General features: G+C 74.8%; 17 protein-coding genes. 2 read left to right on the forward strand and 15 right to left on the reverse strand.

The window, feature by feature from the left end; translation table 11 throughout:
* The first annotated feature begins 198 nt into the window (after positions 1–198).
* On the forward strand, positions 199–1101 hold the full coding sequence (locus BLW47_RS23610; protein WP_091562550.1) for an EamA family transporter: 903 nt from the start codon (positions 199–201) through the stop codon (positions 1099–1101).
* On the opposite strand, the gene BLW47_RS23615 is transcribed toward BLW47_RS23610, so the two are convergent.
* The 6 genes from BLW47_RS23615 to ald all read right to left on the reverse strand — a co-directional run bounded on the left by BLW47_RS23615 (position 1082) and on the right by ald (position 7454).
* Positions 1082–1816 carry a pseudouridine synthase gene (locus BLW47_RS23615; protein WP_091562554.1) on the reverse strand — a complete coding sequence of 245 codons (735 nt, stop codon included), beginning with the start codon at positions 1814–1816 and terminating at the stop codon, positions 1082–1084. The two genes, BLW47_RS23610 and BLW47_RS23615, sit on opposite strands and share 20 nt — an antisense overlap.
* On the reverse strand, positions 1803–2852 hold the full coding sequence (gene scpB, locus BLW47_RS23620; RefSeq protein WP_425435444.1) for an SMC-Scp complex subunit ScpB: 1050 nt from the start codon (positions 2850–2852) through the stop codon (positions 1803–1805). Before scpB ends, BLW47_RS23615 begins: the two co-directional genes overlap by 14 nt.
* Positions 2849–4129: a segregation and condensation protein A gene (locus tag BLW47_RS23625; protein WP_091562637.1), complete on the reverse strand. Its 1281-nt coding sequence runs from the start codon at positions 4127–4129 to the stop codon at positions 2849–2851. Before BLW47_RS23625 ends, scpB begins: the two co-directional genes overlap by 4 nt.
* Before the next feature lie 108 nt (positions 4130–4237).
* Positions 4238–5167 (reverse strand): ParA family protein, encoded by a 930-nt coding sequence (locus BLW47_RS23630; protein ID WP_091562641.1) that lies wholly within the window; start codon positions 5165–5167, stop codon positions 4238–4240.
* Positions 5168–5349: 182 nt separating this feature from the next.
* Positions 5350–6342 carry a site-specific tyrosine recombinase XerD gene (locus tag BLW47_RS23635; protein WP_091562645.1) on the reverse strand — a complete coding sequence of 331 codons (993 nt, stop codon included), beginning with the start codon at positions 6340–6342 and terminating at the stop codon, positions 5350–5352.
* Positions 6339–7454: an alanine dehydrogenase gene (ald, locus tag BLW47_RS23640; protein WP_091562561.1), complete on the reverse strand. Its 1116-nt coding sequence runs from the start codon at positions 7452–7454 to the stop codon at positions 6339–6341. Before ald ends, BLW47_RS23635 begins: the two co-directional genes overlap by 4 nt.
* 214 nt (positions 7455–7668) lie before the next feature.
* On the opposite strand from ald, the gene BLW47_RS23645 reads away from it, so the two are divergent.
* A complete protein-coding gene (locus BLW47_RS23645) occupies positions 7669–7992 on the forward strand; it encodes a TM2 domain-containing protein (protein ID WP_425435445.1) in 324 nt (107 codons plus the stop codon).
* Between the two features lie 69 nt (positions 7993–8061).
* On the opposite strand, the gene BLW47_RS23650 is transcribed toward BLW47_RS23645, so the two are convergent.
* The 9 genes from BLW47_RS23650 to recN form a co-directional block, all read right to left on the reverse strand.
* Positions 8062–8667: an NUDIX domain-containing protein gene (locus BLW47_RS23650; RefSeq protein ID WP_245737027.1), complete on the reverse strand. Its 606-nt coding sequence runs from the start codon at positions 8665–8667 to the stop codon at positions 8062–8064.
* A complete protein-coding gene (locus BLW47_RS23655; protein ID WP_091562566.1) occupies positions 8664–10430 on the reverse strand; it encodes a CTP synthase in 1767 nt (588 codons plus the stop codon). Before BLW47_RS23655 ends, BLW47_RS23650 begins: the two co-directional genes overlap by 4 nt.
* Before the next feature lie 141 nt (positions 10431–10571).
* A complete protein-coding gene (locus tag BLW47_RS23660) occupies positions 10572–12983 on the reverse strand; it encodes a hypothetical protein (protein ID WP_245737029.1) in 2412 nt (803 codons plus the stop codon).
* Positions 12983–14167, reverse strand: coding sequence for a glycosyltransferase family 4 protein (locus BLW47_RS23665; RefSeq protein WP_091562570.1), 1185 nt, complete (start codon positions 14165–14167; stop codon positions 12983–12985). Before BLW47_RS23665 ends, BLW47_RS23660 begins: the two co-directional genes overlap by 1 nt.
* On the reverse strand, positions 14164–15837 hold the full coding sequence (gene murJ, locus BLW47_RS23670) for a murein biosynthesis integral membrane protein MurJ (RefSeq protein WP_091562655.1): 1674 nt from the start codon (positions 15835–15837) through the stop codon (positions 14164–14166). The genes BLW47_RS23665 and murJ overlap by 4 nt, the downstream gene beginning before the upstream one ends.
* A 25-nt stretch (positions 15838–15862) precedes the next feature.
* Positions 15863–16729, reverse strand: coding sequence for a hypothetical protein (locus tag BLW47_RS23675; protein WP_091562573.1), 867 nt, complete (start codon positions 16727–16729; stop codon positions 15863–15865).
* A gap of 100 nt (positions 16730–16829) precedes the next feature.
* A complete protein-coding gene (locus BLW47_RS23680; RefSeq protein ID WP_091562577.1) occupies positions 16830–17768 on the reverse strand; it encodes a copper transporter in 939 nt (312 codons plus the stop codon).
* 27 nt (positions 17769–17795) lie between these two features.
* Positions 17796–18974, reverse strand: coding sequence for a putative cytokinetic ring protein SteA (steA, locus tag BLW47_RS23685; protein WP_091562658.1), 1179 nt, complete (start codon positions 18972–18974; stop codon positions 17796–17798).
* Positions 18975–19128: 154 nt separating this feature from the next.
* Positions 19129–20886, reverse strand: a complete 1758-nt coding sequence (gene recN / locus BLW47_RS23690; RefSeq protein ID WP_091562581.1) for a DNA repair protein RecN — start codon at positions 20884–20886, stop codon at positions 19129–19131.
* Positions 20887–20925: the final 39 nt, after the last annotated feature.

The raw sequence follows: 20925 nt of genomic DNA on the forward strand, positions 1-20925 counted from the left end.
GGTCGCCCGAACTGGTCCGCGCCCGCCACCGCCCGCCCGAGATCCCGGCCACCGGCACGCCCACACGCGGCGCGCCGGTGGGCGGCCGGAAACGGCGTCCAGGAGAGCCCCGCACGCCGCGCTAAGACCGCCTCGGCTGCCGCTGTGCGGACCACCCACGTTGACGCGCACCCACGACCGCCCCCATGATCAGCGATCATGCCGCTACCGTCCGCCGCCACCGGGGCCCTGCTCGTCACGTTCGCCGCGGTCCTGTGGGGCACCACCGGCACGCTGCAGGCGCTCAGCGCGTACCCCGGCTCTGCGCTGGGGCTCGGCGCCGCGCGGGTCGCGGTCGCCGGACTGCTCCTGGTGATGCTGGCCGCGCTGCGGCACGGCCGACGGGCCGTACGCCCGCTGTTAGCCCCCGCCGCCCGCGCGGCCGTGCTGGTCGGCGCCGCCTGCATGGCCGCCTACCAGGGGTGTTTCTTCGTGGCGACCCGGGAGACCGGGGTGGCGATCGGCACCCTGACCGCGATCGGCTCGGCGCCGATCCTCGCCGGTCTGCTCGGCGCGGCGCTGGGCGCCCGCCCCACCCGGGCCTGGATGGCCGCCACCGCGGTGGCGCTGGTCGGGCTCGTGCTGCTGGTGGCGCCCGCCGCCACCGGGCAGCTGCGCCCGCTCGGCGTCGCCGCCGGCCTCGGCGCCGGCGCCGCCTACGCCGGGTACACCTGGTGCAGTCGACGACTGCTCGACGCCGGGGTGCCGCCGCTGCCGGTGCTGGCGGCGCTGTTCGCCGGGGCGGCGGTGCTGCTCGCCCCGGTCGCGTCCGTACCGGCGGCCGGCTGGCTGCTCGACCCCGACGGGCTGCGGGTGGTCGGTGTGCTGGCGATCGGCGCGACCGTGCTGCCGTACCTGATCTGGATCCGGGGCGTCGCCGCGACCGCGCCCGCGGTCGCGACCACCCTGACCCTGACCGAACCGCTGACCGCGACGCTGCTGGGCGTGCTGCTGCTCGGCGAGGCGCTGAGCGGGCCGGCCGCGCTCGGCGCGGGGCTGATCGCGGCCGGGCTGCTGGCGACCGTGGTCGCCAGCGCCCGGATCAGCCCGCGGTCCGCTTGAACAGCGCGGCGATCTCGGAGTTGGTCAGCACCCGGGTCCGTCCGGGGCGCAGGTCCCCGAGGCGGATCGGGCCGATCGCGGTACGCACCAGCCGGGTGACCGGGTGCCCGACCGCGTCGAACATCCGCCGCACGATGTGCTTGCGCCCCTCGTGCAGCACGACCTCGACCTGCGCGGTCTTGCCGAGCGTGTCGACCAGCCGGAACGAGTCGACCTTCACCGGTCCGTCCTCCAGCTCCACCCCGGCCTGCAGGTCGCGGCCCACCCGACGCGGCAGCGGACCGGCCACCTCGCACAGATAGGTCTTCGGCACCCCGTACGACGGGTGCATCAGCCGGTGCGCCAGGTCGCCGTCGTTGGTGAGCAGCAGCAGCCCCTCGCTGTCGGCGTCGAGCCGCCCCACGTGGTAGACCCGCTCCTCCACCCGGCCCAGGAAGTCCGACAGCGCGGCCCGGCCCTTCTCGTCGGCCATCGTCGAGACCACGCCGCGCGGCTTGTTCATCGCCAGGTAGACCAGGTTGCGGTCGACGATCACGCGCTCGCCGTCGACGTAGATCTCGGCGGTGTCCGGGTCGACCTTGTCGCCCAGCTGCGCCACCCGGCCGTTCACGGTCACCCGCCCGCGGAAGATCAGATCCTCGCAGGCGCGCCGCGAGCCGACCCCGGCTCCGGCCAGGATCTTCTGCAGGCGTTCGGCGTTGTCATCGGTGGGCATCGGCGATCTCTTCCACGTCGTCGGGGAGGAACGGCGCGAGCGGGGGCAGCTCGTCGACCGTGTTCAACCCCAGTTTTTCCAGGAACAGGGTGGTCGTGCGGTAGAGGAACGCGCCGGTCTCCGGCTCCGTGCCGCACTCCTCGACCAGCCCGCGGGTCACCAGCGTACGGATCACCCCGTCGCAGTTGACGCCCCGGATCGCCGAGATCCGTGACCGTGTCACCGGTTGCTTGTAGGCAACCACCGCCAGGGTCTCCAGCGCCGCCTGGGTCAGCCGCACCGACTGGCCGTCGAGCACGAACCGCTCGACGTACGAAGCGTATTGCGGGCGCGTGTAGAGGCGCCAGCCACCCGCCGCCCGGCGCAGCTCGAAGCCGTACCCGGCGGCGGTGTAGCCGTCGGCGATGGTTCGCAGCATCGCCGCGACCCGCTCGATCGGCTGCTCCAGCACCTGGGCCAACATGATCTCGGCGACCGGCTCGTCGACGACCAGCAGGATCGCCTCCAGCGCGCCGCGCAGCTCCGCGTCGTCGATCAGCGAATCCGGCGCGGCCGGTCCGCGCGGCGCGGGCTGCGCGGGCGCGGTCACGGTCGGCGGTGACACGGCCTCTTCCGGGGTACGCGGCTGCGGCAGCGTCGTCTCGGCGGGCGCCTCCGGCTCCGCTGCGCTCTCCGCGGCCACGCCGGTCTCCGCGGCCACGCCGGTCTCCGCGGCCACGTCGGTCTCCGCGACCGCCACCGACTCCGGGGTCGCCGCGGCCGGCCCTTCGGCCACCGGCGAAGCCTCGCCCGACTCGGCGTGCTCGACGGCGCGCGGGCCGGCTGCGGCCTCGGCGGCCGGCGGGCCGGCTGCGGCCTCGGCGGCCGGCGGGCTGGCTGCGCCATCGACCGGCAGCGGGCTGGCTGCGGGCTCGGGACGCGCCGGGGGCTCCGCGTCGCTCTCCGCGCGCTGCGGTGGGGTCGGCGCCGTACGCTCCCACGGCGGCACCCAGGCCGCGGCCTGTTCGGCGAGGGAATCCCGCTGCTCGTCGCTCACGATCCCACCTCCTTGTCGGTGTCGTCGGCGGGGCCGTTCCCGCCCTCAGCATCGTCGCCGCGCGCGGCGCCCGCCGCCCCACCCGCACCCGCGGTCGCGTCCCTGTCGCCGGGACCGGACGGGCCGGCCGCGGTAACGCGCTCCGGTCCGTCCGCGGTCGGGCCGGCCGCGGTAACGCGCTCCGGTCCGTCCGCGGTCGCCGGGTCGGGTTCCGCCGCGATCCCCGGGTCGGGCGCGGCCACGGTCGCCGGGTCGGCCGCGGTCACCGGGTCGGCCGCGGTCACCGGGTCGGCCTCGGCCTCGGTGGCCGGGTCGGGCGGGGATCCCGCGTACTCGTCGATGGCCAACTCGCCGCCGCTGCTGTCACCGCCGGTCCAACGCACCGTCAGCTCCCCCAGCGCCTGCGCCTGGTCGAAGCCGACCAGCCCCTCCCGGTACAGCTCCAGCAGCGCCAGGAACCGGGCGACCACCTCGAGGGTGGATTCGGTGTCGAGGCAGAGCGTCGTGAACGTCGCGGTGCCCATCTCGCGCAGCCGGTCGCGCAGCACGGCGGCGTGCTCGCGGACGCTGACCCGCACCATGTGCACGTGGGCGATCGACACCTCCGGCGGCGCCGACTTCGGGGTGAACGCCTTGACCGCGAGTTTGAGCAGCCGCTGCGGGCCGATGCCGAGCACCAGGTCGGGCAGCGCCTCGGCGTAGCGCGGCTCCAGCGACACCGCCCGCGGGTAGCGTCGCGACCCCACCGCCTCCAGCTCGGCGATGTGCGCGGCGGCCTCCTTGAACGCCTTGTACTGCAGCAGCCGGGCGAAGAGCAGGTCGCGCGCCTCCAGCAGCGCCAGGTCCTCCTCGTTCTCGACGTCGGCGGCGGGCAGCAGCCGGGCCGCCTTGAGGTCGAGCAGGGTCGCGGCGATCAGCAGGAACTCGCTGGCCTCGTCCAGGTCCCAGTCGTCGCCCATCGCCCGGATGTAGGCGATGAACTCGTCGGTGACCCGGTGCAGCGCGACCTCGGTGACGTCGAGCTTGTGCTTGCCGATCAGCTGCAGCAGCAGGTCGAACGGGCCGGTGAAGTTCGCGAGCCGGACGGTGAACTTCGACGACTGCTCCCCCGCCGCGGCAGCCTCGTCGGAGGCGGCGGCGGCTTGGGCGGGCGCCGTGCCGGTGTCGCCGTCGCTGTCCGCCGTGCCCGGTTCGCCCTGCCCGGCCGGCGGCTCGACGGCGGCGGGCGGCCGGTCGGTCTGCGCGGGAGCGGCTTCAGTCGGGGGCGGGACGGTCACGCGCTGACCGTAGTGCACGGACCCGCCCGCGTCCCGCAGGCCGCGCGGGCCGTTACCTCACTCACGACGGCCCCGCGACGGCCGCCGCCGGCCGTGCCGCGCCGGGCGCTACCGCTCCGCCTGGGCGGCGATCACTTCCCGCGCGAGCTGGCGGTAGTTGCGGGCGCCCGAGGAGGCCGGGTCGAGCGTGGTGATCGGGGCGCCCGCCACCGTCGACTCCGGGAACTTGACGGTCTTGGTGATGACCGTCTGGTAGACCTTGTCGCCGAACGCCTCGACCACCCGCTGCAGCACCTGCCGGCAGTGCGTGGTGCGGCTGTCGTACATGGTGGCGAGGATGCCCTCGAGCTCGAGATCGAAGTTGAGGCGCTCCCGGACCTTGTCGATGGTGTCCAGCAGCAGCGCCACGCCGCGCAGGCTGAAGAACTCGCACTCCAGCGGGATCAGCACGCCGTGCGCGACGGTCAGCGCGTTGATCGCGAGCAGCCCGAGCGACGGCTGGCAGTCGATCAGGATGTAGTCGTACTCCCGGCGCACCGACTTCAGCACCCGGGCCAGCGCCATCTCCCGCGCGACCTCGTTGACCAGCTGGATCTCCGCCGCCGACAGGTCGATGTTGGCCGGAAGCAGGTGCAGCCCGGCCACGTCGGTCTTGATCACCACGTCCTCGACGGTGACGTCGTCCTGCATCAGCAGGTTGTAGACCGACAGGTCGAGGTTGTGCGGGTTGACGCCCAGCCCCACCGAGAGCGCCCCCTGGGGGTCGAAGTCGACCAGCAGCACCCGGCGGCCGTACTCGGCCAGCGCCGCGCCGAGGTTGATCGTGGTCGTGGTCTTGCCGACCCCGCCCTTCTGGTTCGCCATCGCGATGATCCGGGCCGGACCGTGCTGGTCCGTCGGCATCGGCTCAGGGATGGGCTTGCGCATCGTGTAGACGACGGGATCGGCGGGGCCGAGCTCGGCGCCGAGGTCCAACCCGGACTGCTGTTCGCGGAGCGTCGAGGTCCACGCCTCAGCACGGTCACCGTTTCCAGCCATGTCGTGTGCGCCCCCTCCCGACAACCACGTGACGTCGGAGCCGATCGGCGTCTCCAGCGGCACGCGCCGCCGCTGCGGACCTCACTTGCCGCACCATGAGGCCCGGCCGATGCCCGACTGTACGCCACGAGGCACCGCCCGGTCCGGCAGCGTCCCGGCGTGTCTCGTGCCCGACCTGCGGATCAACCTCTGGCGCGGGGGTGCGAGGTGGCGTACACCTCACGCAACCGCTCCACGGTGACCAACGTATAGACCTGCGTGGTGGTCACCGACGCGTGCCCGAGCAGTTCCTGCACGACCCGGACGTCCGCGCCGCCGTCGAGCAGATGCGTAGCGTAAGAGTGACGCAGCGTGTGCGGGGAGACGGCGCGGGGCCCCTCGACCGGCAACCCGGCCGCCTGCGCCGCGCGCCGCAGGATCGTCCACGCGCTCTGCCGGGACAGCGGCCCGCCGCGGGAGTTGAGGAAGACCGCCGGGGTGCCGCGGCCGGCCGCCGCCAGCGCCGGCCGGCCGCGCACCAGGTACGCCTCCAGCGCGGCCCGCGCGTACCCGCCGATCGGCACCAGCCGGGTCCGGCCGCCCTTGCCGTGCAACACCGCCGTCCCGTCGGCCAGGTCCAGGTCGTCGATGGCGGCGCCGACCGCCTCGGAGATGCGCGCCCCGGTGCCGTACAGGAACTCCAGCAGCGCCCGGTCGCGCAGCCGCCGGGGCGCCCCCTCTCCGGCGGCCTCCTCCGGCCCGGCCGTCTCCAGCAGACGCTCCACGTCGGTCACGTCCAGCGCCTTGGGCAGCCGGCGCGGCAGCGTCGGCGGGCGGACGTCGCGGCTGGCGTCGTGCGGCACCAGGCCCTCGCGGACGGCGAAGCGGTGCAGCCCGCGCACCGCGCTGGCGGCGCGGGCCGCCGAGGCCGCCGACAACGGCGGATGCGCGGGGTCGCCGTCGCGCAGCGCGGCCACGTGCGCCGCGATCTGCGCGGCGGACACCGCGGCGAGGTCGGTCACGCCGGCCGCGGCCAGCGTCTGCAGATACCGGTCCAGATCGCGGCGGTACGAGCCGAGCGTGTTGGCCGACAGTCCCCGCTCGACGGTCAGATGGTCCAGATAGGTCCCGACGGCACGCCGCAGCGCCGGTGACGGCTGGGCCCCGTCACCGGCGAGCTGCGGCGCGCCGCTCAGGCCAGCACCTCGTCCAGCGACAGGCTGGCCATGCCGTGCGCCTCGGCGACCGGGCCGTAGGTGACCCGCCCGTCGTGGGTGTTGAGCCCCAGCGCGAGCGCGCGGTCCCGGCGCAGCGCCTCGCGCCAGCCGTGGTTCGCCAGCTCCAGCGCGTACGGCAGGGTGACGTTGGTCAGCGCGTACGTGCTGGTGTGCGGCACCGCACCGGGCATGTTGGCCACGCAGTAGAAGACCGAGTCGTGCACCTTGTAGACCGGGTCGGCGTGGGTGGTCGGGCGCGAGTCCTCGAAGCAGCCGCCCTGGTCGATGGAGATGTCGACCAGCACGCTGCCCGGCTTCATCCGGGACACCAGCTCGTTGGAGATCAGCGTCGGGGCCTTCGCGCCGGGCACCAGCACCGCGCCGATCACCAGGTCGGCGTCGAGCACCGCCCGCTCGATCTCGTACGTGTTGGACGCGACCGTCTGCAGGTGCCCGCGGTAGTCGGCGTCGGCGGCGCGCAGCCGGGCGATGTTCTTGTCCAGCAGCAGCACCTCGGCCTGCATGCCCAGCGCGATCGCGGCGGCGTTCATCCCGGAGACACCGGCGCCGATCACCACGACCTTGGCCGCGTACACGCCGGGCACGCCGCCCATCAGCACGCCGCGCCCGCCGCCCTGCCGCATCAGGTGGTACGCGCCCACCTGCGGGGCGAGCCGACCGGCCACCTCGGACATCGGGGCCAGCAGCGGCAGCGAGCGGTCCGGCAGCTCGACGGTCTCGTACGCGATCCCGGTGACCTTGCGGTCGAGCAGCGCGTCGGTGCACTCCTTGGAGGCGGCCAGGTGCAGGTACGTGAAGAGCACCTGCCCCTCGCGCATCCGGTGGTACTCCTCGGCGATCGGCTCCTTGACCTTGAGCACCAGGTCGGCCGCGCCCCACACCTCGTCGGGGCTGGACAGGATGGTGGCGCCGGCGGCGGCGAAGTCCTCGTCCGGGATGGACGAGCCCACGCCCGCGCCCGACTCCACAAAGACCTCGTGACCGCTGCGGGTGAACTCGTGCACCCCCGCCGGCGTGATCGCGACCCGGTACTCGTGGTTCTTGACCTCGCGTGGGATTCCGACCTTCACGATGCAGACACCTTCCTCCGGGGGCGACGCCCCCGGCTGCACGGCGCCGGATGGCCCCGTTGCCACCCCGGTTCACCGTTCCCGCCGGCGGCAGTCTAGGGCCGGCCCGGCGGTGGAGCGGCCGTCATCGTGACAGTCGGTCGAGCCGGCGGCTGACGAAGTGTCAGCCGGCAGGATCGGTCGGACGCGTGAGCCGCTCGTAGCCGTACGGCCATTGTTGCGCCGGACCGTCCCACATCATGAGTGGCGCGCGGGACACGAAGTTTGGAGATCACTATCGTGCCGCCTCATGACTAACCCTCAGTACCCCTCCGCCGGCGACCCCGGCGTCTCCGACAAGAGCAAGGTCGTCGCCGGCATTCTCGGCATTCTGCTGGGCACATTCGGCGTCGGCCGGTTCTACACGGGACACATCGGGCTCGGCGTAGCACAGCTTCTCGTGGGCTGGTTCACCTGCGGACTCTGGGGCATCATCGACGGCATCCTGATCCTGGTCAAGGGTGGCGTCGACGCCCAGGGCCGTCGCCTGCGCGACTGACTCACCCGCTACGACGAACGCCCCGCCCGCCACGGCCGACAGACCGTGACGGGCGGGGCGTCGTCGTTGTCAGCGCGGCAGCGGGGCGCTGGCCGGGCGCAGCGACGCCCAGCCGGCCGCGCGCGACCGCGCCGCGGCCAGCACACCGGCCACGCACGCCGCGTTCGTGATCATCCCGTTGAACACCATCTCCACCGCGTCGTCGAGGTTGAACCAGCCCAGCTGCATCCCGGCCTCCTCGTTGCGCCGCTCGTGCCGGTCCAGCTCGGCCACCGGCGCCAGCCCACGGGCCAGGTAGATCCGGATCAGCTCGTCGGAGCAGCCCGGCGAGGTGTGCAGGTCCACCAGCAGCTCGATGCGCTCGGCGGTCAGGTCCGCCTCCTCGGCGAGCTCCCGCAGCGCCGCCGCGGGCAGCTCCTCCCCCGGCACGTCGACCAACCCGGCCGGCAGCTCCCACAACGGCCGCCCCACCGGGTGCCGGTACTGGCGCACCAGCGCGACCCGGCCATCGTCATCGACCGCCGCCACCGCGACCGCGCCCACGTGCCGCAGGTAGTCGCGGGCCACCACCCGGCCGTCCGGCATCGTCACCTGATCGGTGACGACCGTGAAGACCGGGCCGCGGAACCGCTCCTCCCGACCGCGTACCTGGTAAATCTCCTCCCCGGTCGTCACGACGCGTTCGCGGCCTTCGCCGTCTTCGCGCCGTTGCGGGCGGCCCGACCGCCGGTGCGTCCCTCCTCGGCCACCGGCGCGGGCGCGCCCAGCTCCACGGGCAACTGATCGGCCGACGAATACGCCACCGCCGCCTTGACGAACGCCGCGAACAGCGGGTGCGGACGGGTCGGGCGGCTCTTCAGCTCCGGGTGCGCCTGGGTCGCCACGAAGAACGGGTGCAGCTCCCGGTCGAGCTCGATGAACTCCACCAGCCGACCGTCCGGCGAGGTGCCGGAGATCCGCAGACCGGCCTTGGTCAGCGCGTCGCGGTAGGCGTTGTTGACCTCGTAGCGGTGCCGGTGCCGCTCGCTGACCTCGGTCGCGCCGTACGCCTCGGCCACGATCGACCCCTCGGTCAGCGTCGCCGGGTAGGCGCCCAGCCGCATCGTGCCGCCCATCTCGCCCTTGCCGGCGACGATCTCCTCCTGGTCGGCCATCGTGGCGATCACCGGGTGCTCGGCGTTGTCGTCGAACTCCCGCGAGTTGGCCTCGGCCAGCCCGGCCACGTGCCGTGCCACCTCGATCGCCATGCACTGCAGGCCCAGGCAGAGCCCGAGGATCGGGATGCCGTTCTCGCGGGCGTACCGCACGGCGCCGATCTTGCCCTCGATGCCCCGCACCCCGAAGCCGCCCGGGATCACGATGCCGTCGACCCCGGCCAGCGCGCCGGACGCCCCGCCCGGGGTGGCGCACTCGTCGCTGGGCACCCAGCGCAGCTGGACCCGCGCCCGGTGGCCGAAGCCGGCCGCCCGGACCGCCTCACTCACCGACAGGTACGCGTCCGGCAGGTCGACGTACTTGCCGACCAGCGCGACCGTCACCGTGTGGTGCGGGTGGTGCACCCGCTCCAGCAGGTCGTCCCAGCGCGTCCAGTCCACGTCCCGGAACGACAGCCCCAGCCGGCGTACGACGTAGGCGTCCAGTCCCTCGCGGTGCAGCACCTTGGGGATGTCGTAGATGCTCGGCGCGTCCGGCGCGGCGATCACGGCCTCCCGGTCGACGTCGCAGTACAGCGACAGCTTGTGCTTGAGCGAATCCGGGATCTCCCGGTCCGAGCGGCACACGATGGCGTCGGGCTGGATGCCGATGTTGCGCAGCGCGGCCACCGAGTGCTGGGTCGGCTTGGTCTTGAGCTCGCCGGAGGGCGCGAGGTAGGGCACCAGCGACACGTGCAGGTAGAAGCAGTTGTCCCGGCCGACATCGTGACGGACCTGCCGGATCGCCTCGAGGAACGGCAGCGACTCGATGTCGCCGACCGTGCCGCCCACCTCGGTGATCACCACGTCGGGGGTGCGGCCCTGCTCGTCCGGGTCGCCCATCGCCCGGATCCGGGCCTTGATCTCGTTGGTGATGTGCGGGATGACCTGGACCGTGTCGCCCAGGTACTCCCCGCGCCGCTCCTTGGCGATGACATCCGAGTAGATCTGCCCGGTGGTCACGTTGGCCTTACCGGACAGGTCGCGGTCGAGGAACCGCTCGTAGTGCCCGACGTCGAGGTCGGTCTCGGCGCCGTCCTCGGTGATGAACACCTCGCCGTGCTGGAACGGGTTCATCGTGCCGGGGTCGACGTTCAGGTAGGGGTCGAGTTTCTGCATCACGACCCGCAGCCCTCTGGCGGTGAGCAGATTGCCGAGGCTGGAGGCGGTCAAGCCCTTACCCAGCGAGGAGGCGACGCCCCCGGTGACGAAAATGTGCCTGGTCGTCCGTGCTGAAGGGGCCAACGCCTGCTCCCGTGGTCGTCTGTCTGGTCGTGCAGACCGGCGCGCGGCGAAGAAACTTCTGGGCGCGATCCACGGGATTCCACGGTAACACCATGGCCGACCAGGTAGTGGTCGCACCCGCGGCGCGTCCGGCGATCTGAATCACGGTGCCGGGGCGGCGACATCGACGCCCTTCGGTTCCGCCGTGGCGGATTCGCCCGGGTTTCCCGCCGCCGCGTCCGCGCGGTCGGATCGGTCGCGCGCCGGGGCGTCCTGGCCGGGATGGGGTGCCGGCGTCCGCGTCGCGGCGGGCGCGGGGGTCTCCGTCGGCGGGGCCGCCGCGGCGGGCCCGCCGGACGCCGCCGTGTCCGCGGGCGCAGGCGTGTCGGCGGGCGCGGGCGTGTCGACGGGAGCGCCGGGCTCCGGGCGCCGCTCGTCGGCCGGTGCGGGCGGCCAGGGGATCTCCGGCGGCACCAGCGGCGGGTGGGTGCGGTCGGTGGCGTGGTCGAGCACCCGCAGCGCGGACAGCGTCGCCATCGGCACCACCAGCGCGGCGGCCGCGCCGGCCACGTTCAGCGCCGACCCGCCCAGCACACCGCCGATGAGGGCCGCGACCGCGATGCCGGCCATCGCTGCCCGCACCGCCGGGTAGATGCCGAACAGCCGCTTGAGCCCGCCCCAGGGGCGCAGCAGCGCGAACCACACCAGCACCGCCGCGACCACGGCCAACAGGCTCAGCGGGCTGCTCACCAGCGCGGCGACGTTCGCCGCGCCGGAGCGGTGCACGGTGAGCCCGCCGGTGCCGTCGGCGAGCGCGGTGAGGAACCGCCCGAGGCTGCCCCGCTCGGCGGCCGGCCGTTGCAGGTCGAGCGCGGCGAACGCGGCGGTGACCGCCAGCCCGGCGATGGTCGCCCAGGCGAACCGGGCGAAGGTCAGCCAGCCCCCGGTGCTGATCGCGGCGGCGATGCTCACTCCCGCGGTCAGCGCGATCGCGCCGACCGGATCGGCGCCCAGGTAGGGGCTGCCGACCACGATCACGCCGGCGCCGCCGACCGCGACGATCACCGCGGGCCGCCAGGAGCGCCGGATGCGTTGCGCGAGGCAGCCGGCGGCGAGCAGCGTGCCGGCGATGGTCACGCCGAGCCCGACGGTGCCGATGCCGGCGTAGCGGCCGCCCTCCAGCGCCGAGTAGCCGGCCACGCCGTTGAGCTGCAGCCGCGCGCCGGTGAGCACGTCGGCGCCGACCACGACCGCGGCGACCGCGGCGACCAGCCCCATCGGTCCGAGCGTCGTGCGGTACGGGCCGGCGAACCGCACGACGGCGGTGGCCAGCCCCAGGGCCAGCAGCATGACCGCGCCGAAGACGCCGCCGGCGTGGCCGGTGCGCCACCACGGCACGGCGTCGGCGACCAGCGCGGCCGGGATGGCCAGCGCGGCCGCCAGCAACAGGATCTCCACCGCGGCGATCACCCGCCGGGGCGTGGGCCGTTCGGCCGTGGCGCCGTGCCGGCGGGCCCGGCGCAGCAGCGGCACGACGGCGACGGCCAGCGCCAGCTGGAAGCCGGCGAGCAGAGCGAAGAACCACGTGGCCACGTGCCGTTGGGCCCGGGCCTCCTGGTCGGCGTCGGCCGGGGCGGCGATCGCGGCGGCCAGATCGTGGGGGCGGCCCTCCGCGGCGGTGGCGGCCTTGCCGATCAGCAGCCGCTCGGGCCCGGGCCGCCCCAGCGCGGCCAGCGCGGTCGGGGCGAGGTCGACCAGTTGCAGGTAGCCGGCGCGGCCGGTGCTGGCGGAGGTGACCCAGCCGCGCTCCCAGCCGGGCCCGTCGGCGACCGCCACGTGCAGCCGCGACGCCTGGTCCGTGTCGGACACCCCGGCGACCATCACCAGAGACCGTTCGGGGCGGGCCGCCAGCAGCCGGGCCAGGGCGGCGTCGGCCCGGCGGGCGGCCGCCGCCCGCACGGCCGGATCGTCCCCGGCGACGGTGCCCAGGTCGACGATGCTGAGCACGCAGGAGGCGAGCAGGTCCCGCGGCTCGGCCGGCAGGGTCGGCTCGTAGCGGTCGACCCGCCCGAAGGGGCGCGCCGCGGCGACCGCCGCGCCGGGACCGACCGCCACGGTGCAGCGCACCGATTCGGCCAGCGCCCCCGGCACCGCGCCCCACCGCTGCTTCTCCTGGTTGTAGCGCACCGTGGCGCGCTGGTCCGGCAGGTACGCCCCGATCCGGTCGGGCCGCTCGATCGGCACGTTCACGCCGGGGCAGGCGTCGGTGACCGGCAGCCCGTCCCGGGCGGCGTAGTTGCCGGCCCCGAGCGTCAGCCAGCCGTCCACCGGGCAGGTGGGGGCCGCGGCGGAGCGCACCGACAGCGACCCGATGGAGCCACGCTCGGCCATCCGCCACAGCGTCGGGGTCGTCTTCTCGTCGACGTCCTCCCAGCGCAGCCCGGCCACTCCGGCGATCACGACGTAGTCGACGGTGCGTTTGGGCGTGCCGGCGGCGGGATGCTGCACGAGCGCGGCGACCCCGGTGGCCAGCATCGCGACGGCGAGCAGCAGCGCGGCGATCCGGCGCGGCATCAGCGCTGTCCCCCGGTCGCGCCCGGCTCCGCCGCGGCGCCGTCGGCGCCCGCCGGCGCGCCGGTGCTCGCCTCGCCGGCGCCGGCGAGTTCGGCGTAGACGCGCTGCAACTGGGCGACGGTCTGCGCCTCCGTGGGCCAGGTGGCCGCTCGCGCCGGGCCGCGACGGGCGTAGTCCGCGCGGCGGGCGTCGTCGGCGAGCAGTCCGCGCACCGCCTCGTCGACGGCGGCCACGTCGCCGGGGGGCACCAGCACGGCGGCGTCGCCGACCAGCTCGGGCAGCCCGCCGACCGCGGTGGCCACCAGCGGCACCCCGGCGTGCAGCGCCTCCTGGGCGAAAAGTTGCCGGGCCTCCCAGTCGCTGGTGACCACGGCGAGGTCGGCGCCGGCGAGCAGGTCGGCCACGTCGGTGCGGTGTCCGAGCAGCGTGACGGGGGCGCGCGCGGTGGAGATCCGCGACGCCAGGCCGAGGTAGCTGGGTCCGGTGCCGGCGATCACGACGACCGGCGGCGGGGTGAGTTGCCGCCAGGAGGCGGCGGCGTCGACGAGCACGTCGTAGCGCTTCTGCGGGTGCAGGCGGCCCACGGACAGGATCAGCGGCTGCTGCGGCCCGACGCTGAACTCGGCGCGCACGGCGGCGCGGCTGCGCCGCGGCCGCGGCAACGCCGGCGCGGCGACCGGCGCCAGCCGGGCGTCCGGGGCGCCGAGGGCGCGGGCCCGCTCGACCAGGTCGGCCGAGGCGCCCAGGGTGAGCCGGGCGCGGCGGGCGACGACCCGCTCGGCCAGCCGCGACAGCCGGCCGCGCACGCCGCCGGCGAGGACCGAGTTGTGCCAGGTGACCACGACGGGCGCGGTCGGGCGGGCCAGCGTGGTGACCAGGCCGGCGCGCAGGCCGTGGGCGTGCACGACGTCGAGCGGCCGGGCCAGCGCCGTGCGCAGCGCGGCGACCGCGCGGGCGTCGGCCGGGGTCGGGTTGGCCGGGATCTCCACGGCGACGAATGCGGCGCCGGCGGCGGTGAAGCGGAACTGCTCCTCGGTGGCGGCCGGCCCGCACACGGTGACGGTGGCGCCGCCGGCGACCAGGCCCCGGGCGACGGAGGCGACGTGCTGGCCCACCCCGCCGGTGCTGGAGGCGAGCACGAGAGCCACCGCCGGTGTCCAGCCCGCCTGTGTCGCCTCGCTCACCGCGACCTCGTCCCCTCTCCGTTACGCCGACCGTACGTACGCAGCCGCCGCGTCAGGGCGGAGGTCATCGGGCGGATGTCGTGGCGGTCCAACGGGTACGCGACACCGAGGAACACCAGAAGCACGACCACTCCGGACAGCATGCCCTGCAGCAGGGCCCCACCGCGCGTCGGGGTGGTGCCGGCCACCGCCGCGAGCCACCCGGTCGCGGCCAGGCCGGCCAGCGCGGCGGCCGCCGCGGCGAGCACCCCGACCAGGCCGGCTCGGGCCAGTCCGGCCAGCGCCGCACGTCCGGCGCGGCGGGCCACCGCTCGGACGAGCAGCGCCCCGAGCACCGTCATCCCCACCGAGTTGGCCAGCGTCAGCGCCATCACCCGGTGCTCGGCGGGCAGCGCCGCGCTGAGCAGCACCGCGGCCAGCGTAGCCGTCAGCCAGCCGGCGGCCGTCGCGGCCGCGGCCGGGCGGGGCTCGCCGCGGGCGTACAGCGCCCGGGACAGGACCGCGAAGAGGCCGTAGCCGAGCAGGCCGGGGGCGAACCCGGCGATCCCGGCGGCGGTGGCGGCCGCCTGGTGCGCGGGGATCAGCAGGTCGGCGGCGGGTCGGGCCAGCGCCACGAGCGCGGCGGCGCCGAGGCAGGTCAGCAGCACCACCGCGCGGGTCGCCGGCGCCAGAGTCGCCCGGTAGCGCTCCTCGTCGCCGGTTGCGCGGGCGGCCGACAGCGTCGGGTACGCCGCGGTGGCGACCGGGACGGCGAGGACCGCCCAGGGCAGCAGGTAGACGGTCTGCGCGTACGTGAACAGCACGTTCGTGCCGGTCGAAGCCGCCAGGGCGAGCTTGAGCGTCACCAGCACGGCGATCTGCTGGGCGCCGACGGTGACGGCGCCGGCCAGTGCGAGCCCGCCGACGGTGCGTCGGGCATCGGCGGGGAAGCGGTAGCCGGGACGCAGCCGCAGCCGCAGCCGGCGCAGCGGGATGAACAGGCACAGCGACAGCACGACCACGCCGAGGGTGGTGCCGATCGCGAGCAGCAGCTGCCCGGCGGCGCCGACCCGGGGCAGGTCCGCGGCGCGCCCCTCGGTGATCGCGAAGGTGAGATAGGTGCCGATCACCGTGACGCTGGACAGCAGCGGCGCGATCACCGGCCAGGCGAAGCGGTGGTGGGCCTGCAGCACCCCGGTGAGCACGATGCCGATGCCGTACAGCGGCAGCTGCGGCGCGAAGACCCGCAGCATCCGGGCGCCCGCGACGAGTTGCTCGGGCGACGCGCAGCGCGTCGCGAGCTGCTCGGGTGAGGTGCAGGCCGGCACGAGCGCCGCGATGATCGGGTCGGCGGCCAGGGCGACGATCGCCGCGAGCGGCACGAGCAGGGTCAGCGTCCAGGTCAGCAGCGCCGAGGTGGTGGCCGCGACCGCGGCCCGGTCGCCGACCGCGACCGCGCCGGCCAGCAACGGTACGACGAGACTGGCCAGCGCCCCACCGGCGACGATCTCGAAGATGATGTTGGGGACGGTGTTGGCGGCCTGGTAGATGTCGCCGAGGTCGGTGGCGCCGACCCCCCAGACGAAGACCACGTTGCGGCCGAACCCGGCCAGCCGGGCGACCACGGTGAGCACCGCGATCAGCGCCGCGGCTCCGGCGACGCGGCGCACGCCGGGCGACCGGGACGCCACGCCCGGCTGCGTGTCGCCGCCCACCTCAGTCGCGCCGGCCCAGCGCGTCCAGCTCGCGCAGGCCCGGCGTCTGCTGGATCACCTGGGTGAAGCTCACCTTTTCGCTGGCCCCGGTGAGCGCGGCGACCACGGCGAGCAGCCCGGCGCGGCCGAGCGGCCCGGTCCGCGCGGCGAGGGCCACCCCGAGCAGCGCGCCCAGGGCGTTGGCGCCCGCGTCGCCGAGCATGATCCGCTCGTCGAGATCCGCGGGGAGCAGCCCGGCGGCGGCGCCGACCGGGCCGGCGGCGAGCCCGCCGGTGCGCCCGCGCAGCAGCGGGACGCCGAGCAGGACGCCGGCCTTGAGCGCCCGGCCCGGACGCAGGTCCAGCAGGTTGAGCAGGTTGGCGGTGCCGGCGATCACGCCGGCGCCGAGCAGGACGTCGGTGGCGCGGGCCAGCCGCCCGCGGCGCCGGCGTCGCGCGGCCACGCCGGGGTCGGCGGCGAGCAGCGCCGACGCGGTCAGCCCGGCCGCGCCCACGCCGATGATCTTCACCAGCCCGCTCGTGACCCGTCCCTCGCCCAGCGCGGTGAGGTGCCCGGCGAAGCCCTTCGCGGCCTTCTGCTCAGGACGGGCGCCGACCACGTCGTCGTAGAGTCCGACGGCCCCGGAGCCGAGCCCGGCGACCAGCGCGGCGGCGCCGGCGGAGCCGCTGGGGGCCCCGACCGCGGCGGTCAGCGCGGCCCCGGCGGCCAGCGCCGGTCCGCCGGCCAGGGTCACGGTGCGACCGCGGAAGTTGGTGCGTTCCAGCGCGGCGGCGCGGCGCTGGGCCGCGACCGCGCGCAGCGCGCCCCGGGCGGCCAGCGCGCCGGCGCCGATCAGCAACAGCCGGCCGGCGGTACGCCCCCCGCTCACCGCATCCCCCCTGCGCGTTCCGCGCGCGCCGGACGGCGCGTCAGCGGCCGTCAGCTTAACCGACCATCGATGTGCCGCGCGCCGACGCCGATGGCTGCGACTAGCCGGCCTGCTTCGGCATCAGCGAGGTCGCGCCCTCACCGAGCCCGTAGTGCCCGGTCTTGTTGGAGGCCACCTGCTCGGCCGCGGCCAACGTGGTCACCACCTGACCCTGCGCGGTGTTGGCGTTGTCGACGGTGGAGATGGTCTTCGACAGCGCCGGGTCGCTGCGCACCCCGGCCACGACGTTACCGGCGCTGGAGCCGGTGCCGGCCACCACGACCCGACCGGCCTTGTCGAACTGGTCGACCATCGTCACCACCGCGGCGTCCTTCTTCGCCGAGTCCCGGTCGACGTACGGCTGCCCGCTGATCACCACGGCGATCTCCGCCGGACCGACCAGCTTGCCCTCCACGGTGATGTAACCGGCGTTGCTGTACGCGCTGAGCACGGCCTTGAGGTCGGCCTCGCTCACCGGGGCGGTGCCCTGCGGGCGGTCCAGCAACGCGGTGGCCAGCAACGCGCTGGAGGTCTCCACGCCGTCGCTGTTGCCGGGCAGCTTCGCCGTCGGCACGGTCGGCTGCGAGGCCCGTACGGCGAGGTCGAGCAGCTCGATGCTGTTGTCGGGGTTGACGAACTTGTCCTGCACCTCAACACGGCCGGTCACCTTGGCGCCGGCGGTGGTGAGCATCTTGTTGACGCCGTCGACCTGGTCGCCCCCGCTGGGCAGCACGACCAGCAGCACGCGCTTGTCGGCGAGCTTGCCGGGCAGCAGCAGCTGCGCCGCTTCGCTGGCGAAGTCCTCCTCCCGGTTGACTTCCTCCTTGAGGCTGTTGACCGTGTCGCGCAACTGCTGGTTGTCTTTGCGCAGCCCGTTGACGTTGTCGCTGAGCGAGTCGGCCACCGGCCCGTTGAGCGCCGCCGTGCCCACGACCAGCCCGATCGCGAGCGCGAGAAAGACCGCGGTCAGGGACACCACGTGGTATCGGAAGTTGATCACGCCTACAGCCTCTTGATCGGTCGGGGTCTAGAAGAGCTGTCCCAGCTGGAACACCAGATTGTCCCACCATTCGGAGACGACCCCGAGGTAGGCCTTGCCGACCGTCGACACGGCCACCGCCGACGCCATCGCGGCGATCGCGGAGAGCACCAGCAACAGCAGCGACGACCCGGAGATGCTCTGCCGGTACAGCCGGCTCACCCCCTTGGCGTCCACCAGCTTCCCGCCGACCTTCAACCGGGTCAGGAACGTCGACGCCATCCCGCCGCGCCCCTTGTCGAGGAACTCGACCAGGGTGGCGTGGGTGCCGACCGCCACGATCAGCGAGGCGCCCTTCTCGTCGGCGAGCAGCATCGCGAGATCTTCGCTGGTCGCCGCCGCCGGGAACGTCACCGCCGCGACCCCCAGCTGGTGCACCCGGGCCAGCCCGGGCGCCCGGCCGTCCGGGTAGGCGTGCACGATCACCTCCGCGCCGCAGCGCAGCACGTCGTCGGTGACCGAGTCCATGTCGCCGACGATCATGTCGGGCGTGTAGCCGGCCTCCACCAGCGCGTCCGCCCCGCCGTCGACGCCGATGAGCACCGGCTTGAACTCGCGGATGTACGGGCGCAGCACGTCCAGGTCGGCCTTGTAGTCGTAGCCGCGTACCACGATCAGGCAGTGCCGCCCACCGATCTGCGTGGCGATGTCGGGCACGCCGACACCGTCGAGCAGCAGGTCCCGCTCCTGCTTGAGGTACTCCATGGTGTTGGCGGCGAACGCCTCCAGCTGCACCGACAGGCCCTCACGGGCGTCCGACATCGCCTTGGCGATCGACTCCGCGTCCTGGCGCGTCCCGTGCGCGACCGGCTCGTCGCCGACGTACACCGTGTTGCCGTCGACCCGGACGGTGTCGCCCTCCCGCAGCTGCTGGAAGACGCCCTCACCGAGATCGTCGATCAGGGGGATGCCCGCGTCGATCAACACCTCGGGCCCGAGATTGGGGTAGCGCCCGGACACCGACGGCTTGGCGTTGAGCACGGCGGCCACGCCCACGGCGACCAGCGAGTCGGCGGCGACCCGGTCGAGATCGACGTGGTCGATCACCGCGATGTCACCCGGGCGTAACCGGCCGGCCAGACGCTTGGTCCGGCGGTCGAGGCGCGCGATGCCGGCGGTAGTCCCGGGTTCGACGTTCCGGGTCCGGCGCAACGTGGGTAAACGCATCGGGACCATCCTGGCACGTAAAGCCGACTTTTCCCCTCGCGACATGCCTGGGCAGCGCCGCTAGGATGCCCCCGCCACGCGCGCCGCGACCACCTCCACCGCGGCGCCCGCCCCTGCCGGCGGCGCCAACGTGGCCTGCGTCACACCCTGATCGTCACGGCCGTCGCGCCCGCGCCGCCACGGCCAGCAACTCCTCGGCATGCGCGATACCCAGGTCCGAGTCGGGCAAACCGGCGAGCATCCGGGCCAGCTCCCGCGCCCGCTCGGTGTCCTCCACGACCCGTACGCCACTGGTCGTCACCGCACCGCCGGTGTCCTTGGCCACCACCAGATGCCGGTCGGCGAACGCCGCCACCTGGGGCAGGTGCGTCACCACCAGCACCTGGTGGCTGCGCGCCAGCCGCGCCAGCCGCCGGCCGATCTCGACCGCCGCCTGACCGCCGACGCCCGCGTCGACCTCGTCGAAGACCAGCGTCGGCGGGCCGCCGGCACCGGCGAAGACCACCTCGATGGCGAGCATCACGCGGGACAGCTCACCGCCGGAGGCGCCGCGCTGCAGCGGCAACGCCGGAGCCCCCGGATGCGCGAGCAGCCGCAGCTCCACCTCGTCGGCGCCGTCCGGACCGATCCCGACCTCGCTGCCGCCCACCGTCAGGGTCGGCTCACCGCGGCCGGCGGGCCGCGGCAGCACCGCCACCTCGATCCGCGCGTGCGGCATCGCCAGCCCGGCCAGCTCCGCCGTCACCTCCCCCGCGAACCGTCCGGCCGCCTGCCGCCGCGACGCCGACAGCCGCTCGGCCAGCTCGGCGACCTCACCGCCCAGCCGCTGCCGCTCCCGGTCCAGCTCGTCGAGGAGCTCGTCGGAGGTGTCGAGCTCGGCCAGCCGCGTCCGCGCCCGCTCCGCCCAGGCCACCACACCGTCGACGTCGTCGGCGTACTTGCGGGTCAGCCCCCGCAACGCCGCCCGCCGCTCATAGATCGCCTGCAGCCGCGCCGGGTCGGCGTCGAGCCCGGCCAGATATCCCGACAGCTCCGCCGAGACATCACCGGCCAGCGTGACCGCCTCCTCCAGCCGGCCGGCCAGCTCGCCGAGCGTCCGGTCGACCGCGGCCTGCGCCTCCAGCGCGCGCCGCGCGGCGCCGAGCAGCCCGACCGCGTCCGGCACGTCCTCGCCGGCCTCCAGACCGCCGGCGACCGCCTGCTGCGCCAGCTGCGCGGCGGCCCGCAGCCCCTCGGCGTGCTCCAGCCGCTGCGCCTCGGCTTTCAGCTCGTCGTCCTCCCCCGGCTGCGGATCCACCCGGGTGATCTCGTCGAGCCCGAGCCGCAGCAGGTCGGCCTCCTGGTTGCGCTCGCGGGCGTTGCGTCGCCGGTCGGCCAGGTCGTCGGTGACCCGCCGCCACTGGGCGTACGCGTCGCGCAGCGTGTCCAGCAGCTTCTCGTGCTCCGGGCCCGCGAACCGGTCGAGCGCGCCGCGCTGCTCGGCCGGACGCAGCAGCCGCAGCTGGTCGGACTGCCCGTGGACCGCGAGCACCTGCTCGCCGATCTCACCGAGCATCGACACCGGCATGCTGCGCCCGCCGACGTGCGCGCGGGAGCGCCCCTCGGCGGTAACCGTGCGGCTGAGCAGCACCGTGCCGTCGTCGTCGGTGTCCGCGCCCGCCTCGGAGATCCGCGTGTGCACCGCGGTCGCGGTCGGCTCGGACAGCCGCAGCCGCCCCTCCACCACCGCGCGACCCGGCTCCGCGCGCACCCGGCCGGCGTCGGCGCGGCCGCCGAACAGCAGCCCCAGCCCGGTGACGACCATCGTCTTGCCCGCGCCGGTCTCGCCGGTGATGACGTTCATGCCGCCGGTCAGCGGCAGCGTCGTGTCCTCGATGACACCCAGACCGGTGATCCGCAGCTCTTCCAGCACAGGCACAGACAGTAGTAGCGGCCCCCGACACTTGACCAC

This window comes from Micromonospora pattaloongensis, from assembly GCF_900107255.1.
Taxonomy (GTDB): domain Bacteria; phylum Actinomycetota; class Actinomycetes; order Mycobacteriales; family Micromonosporaceae; genus Micromonospora_I; species Micromonospora_I pattaloongensis.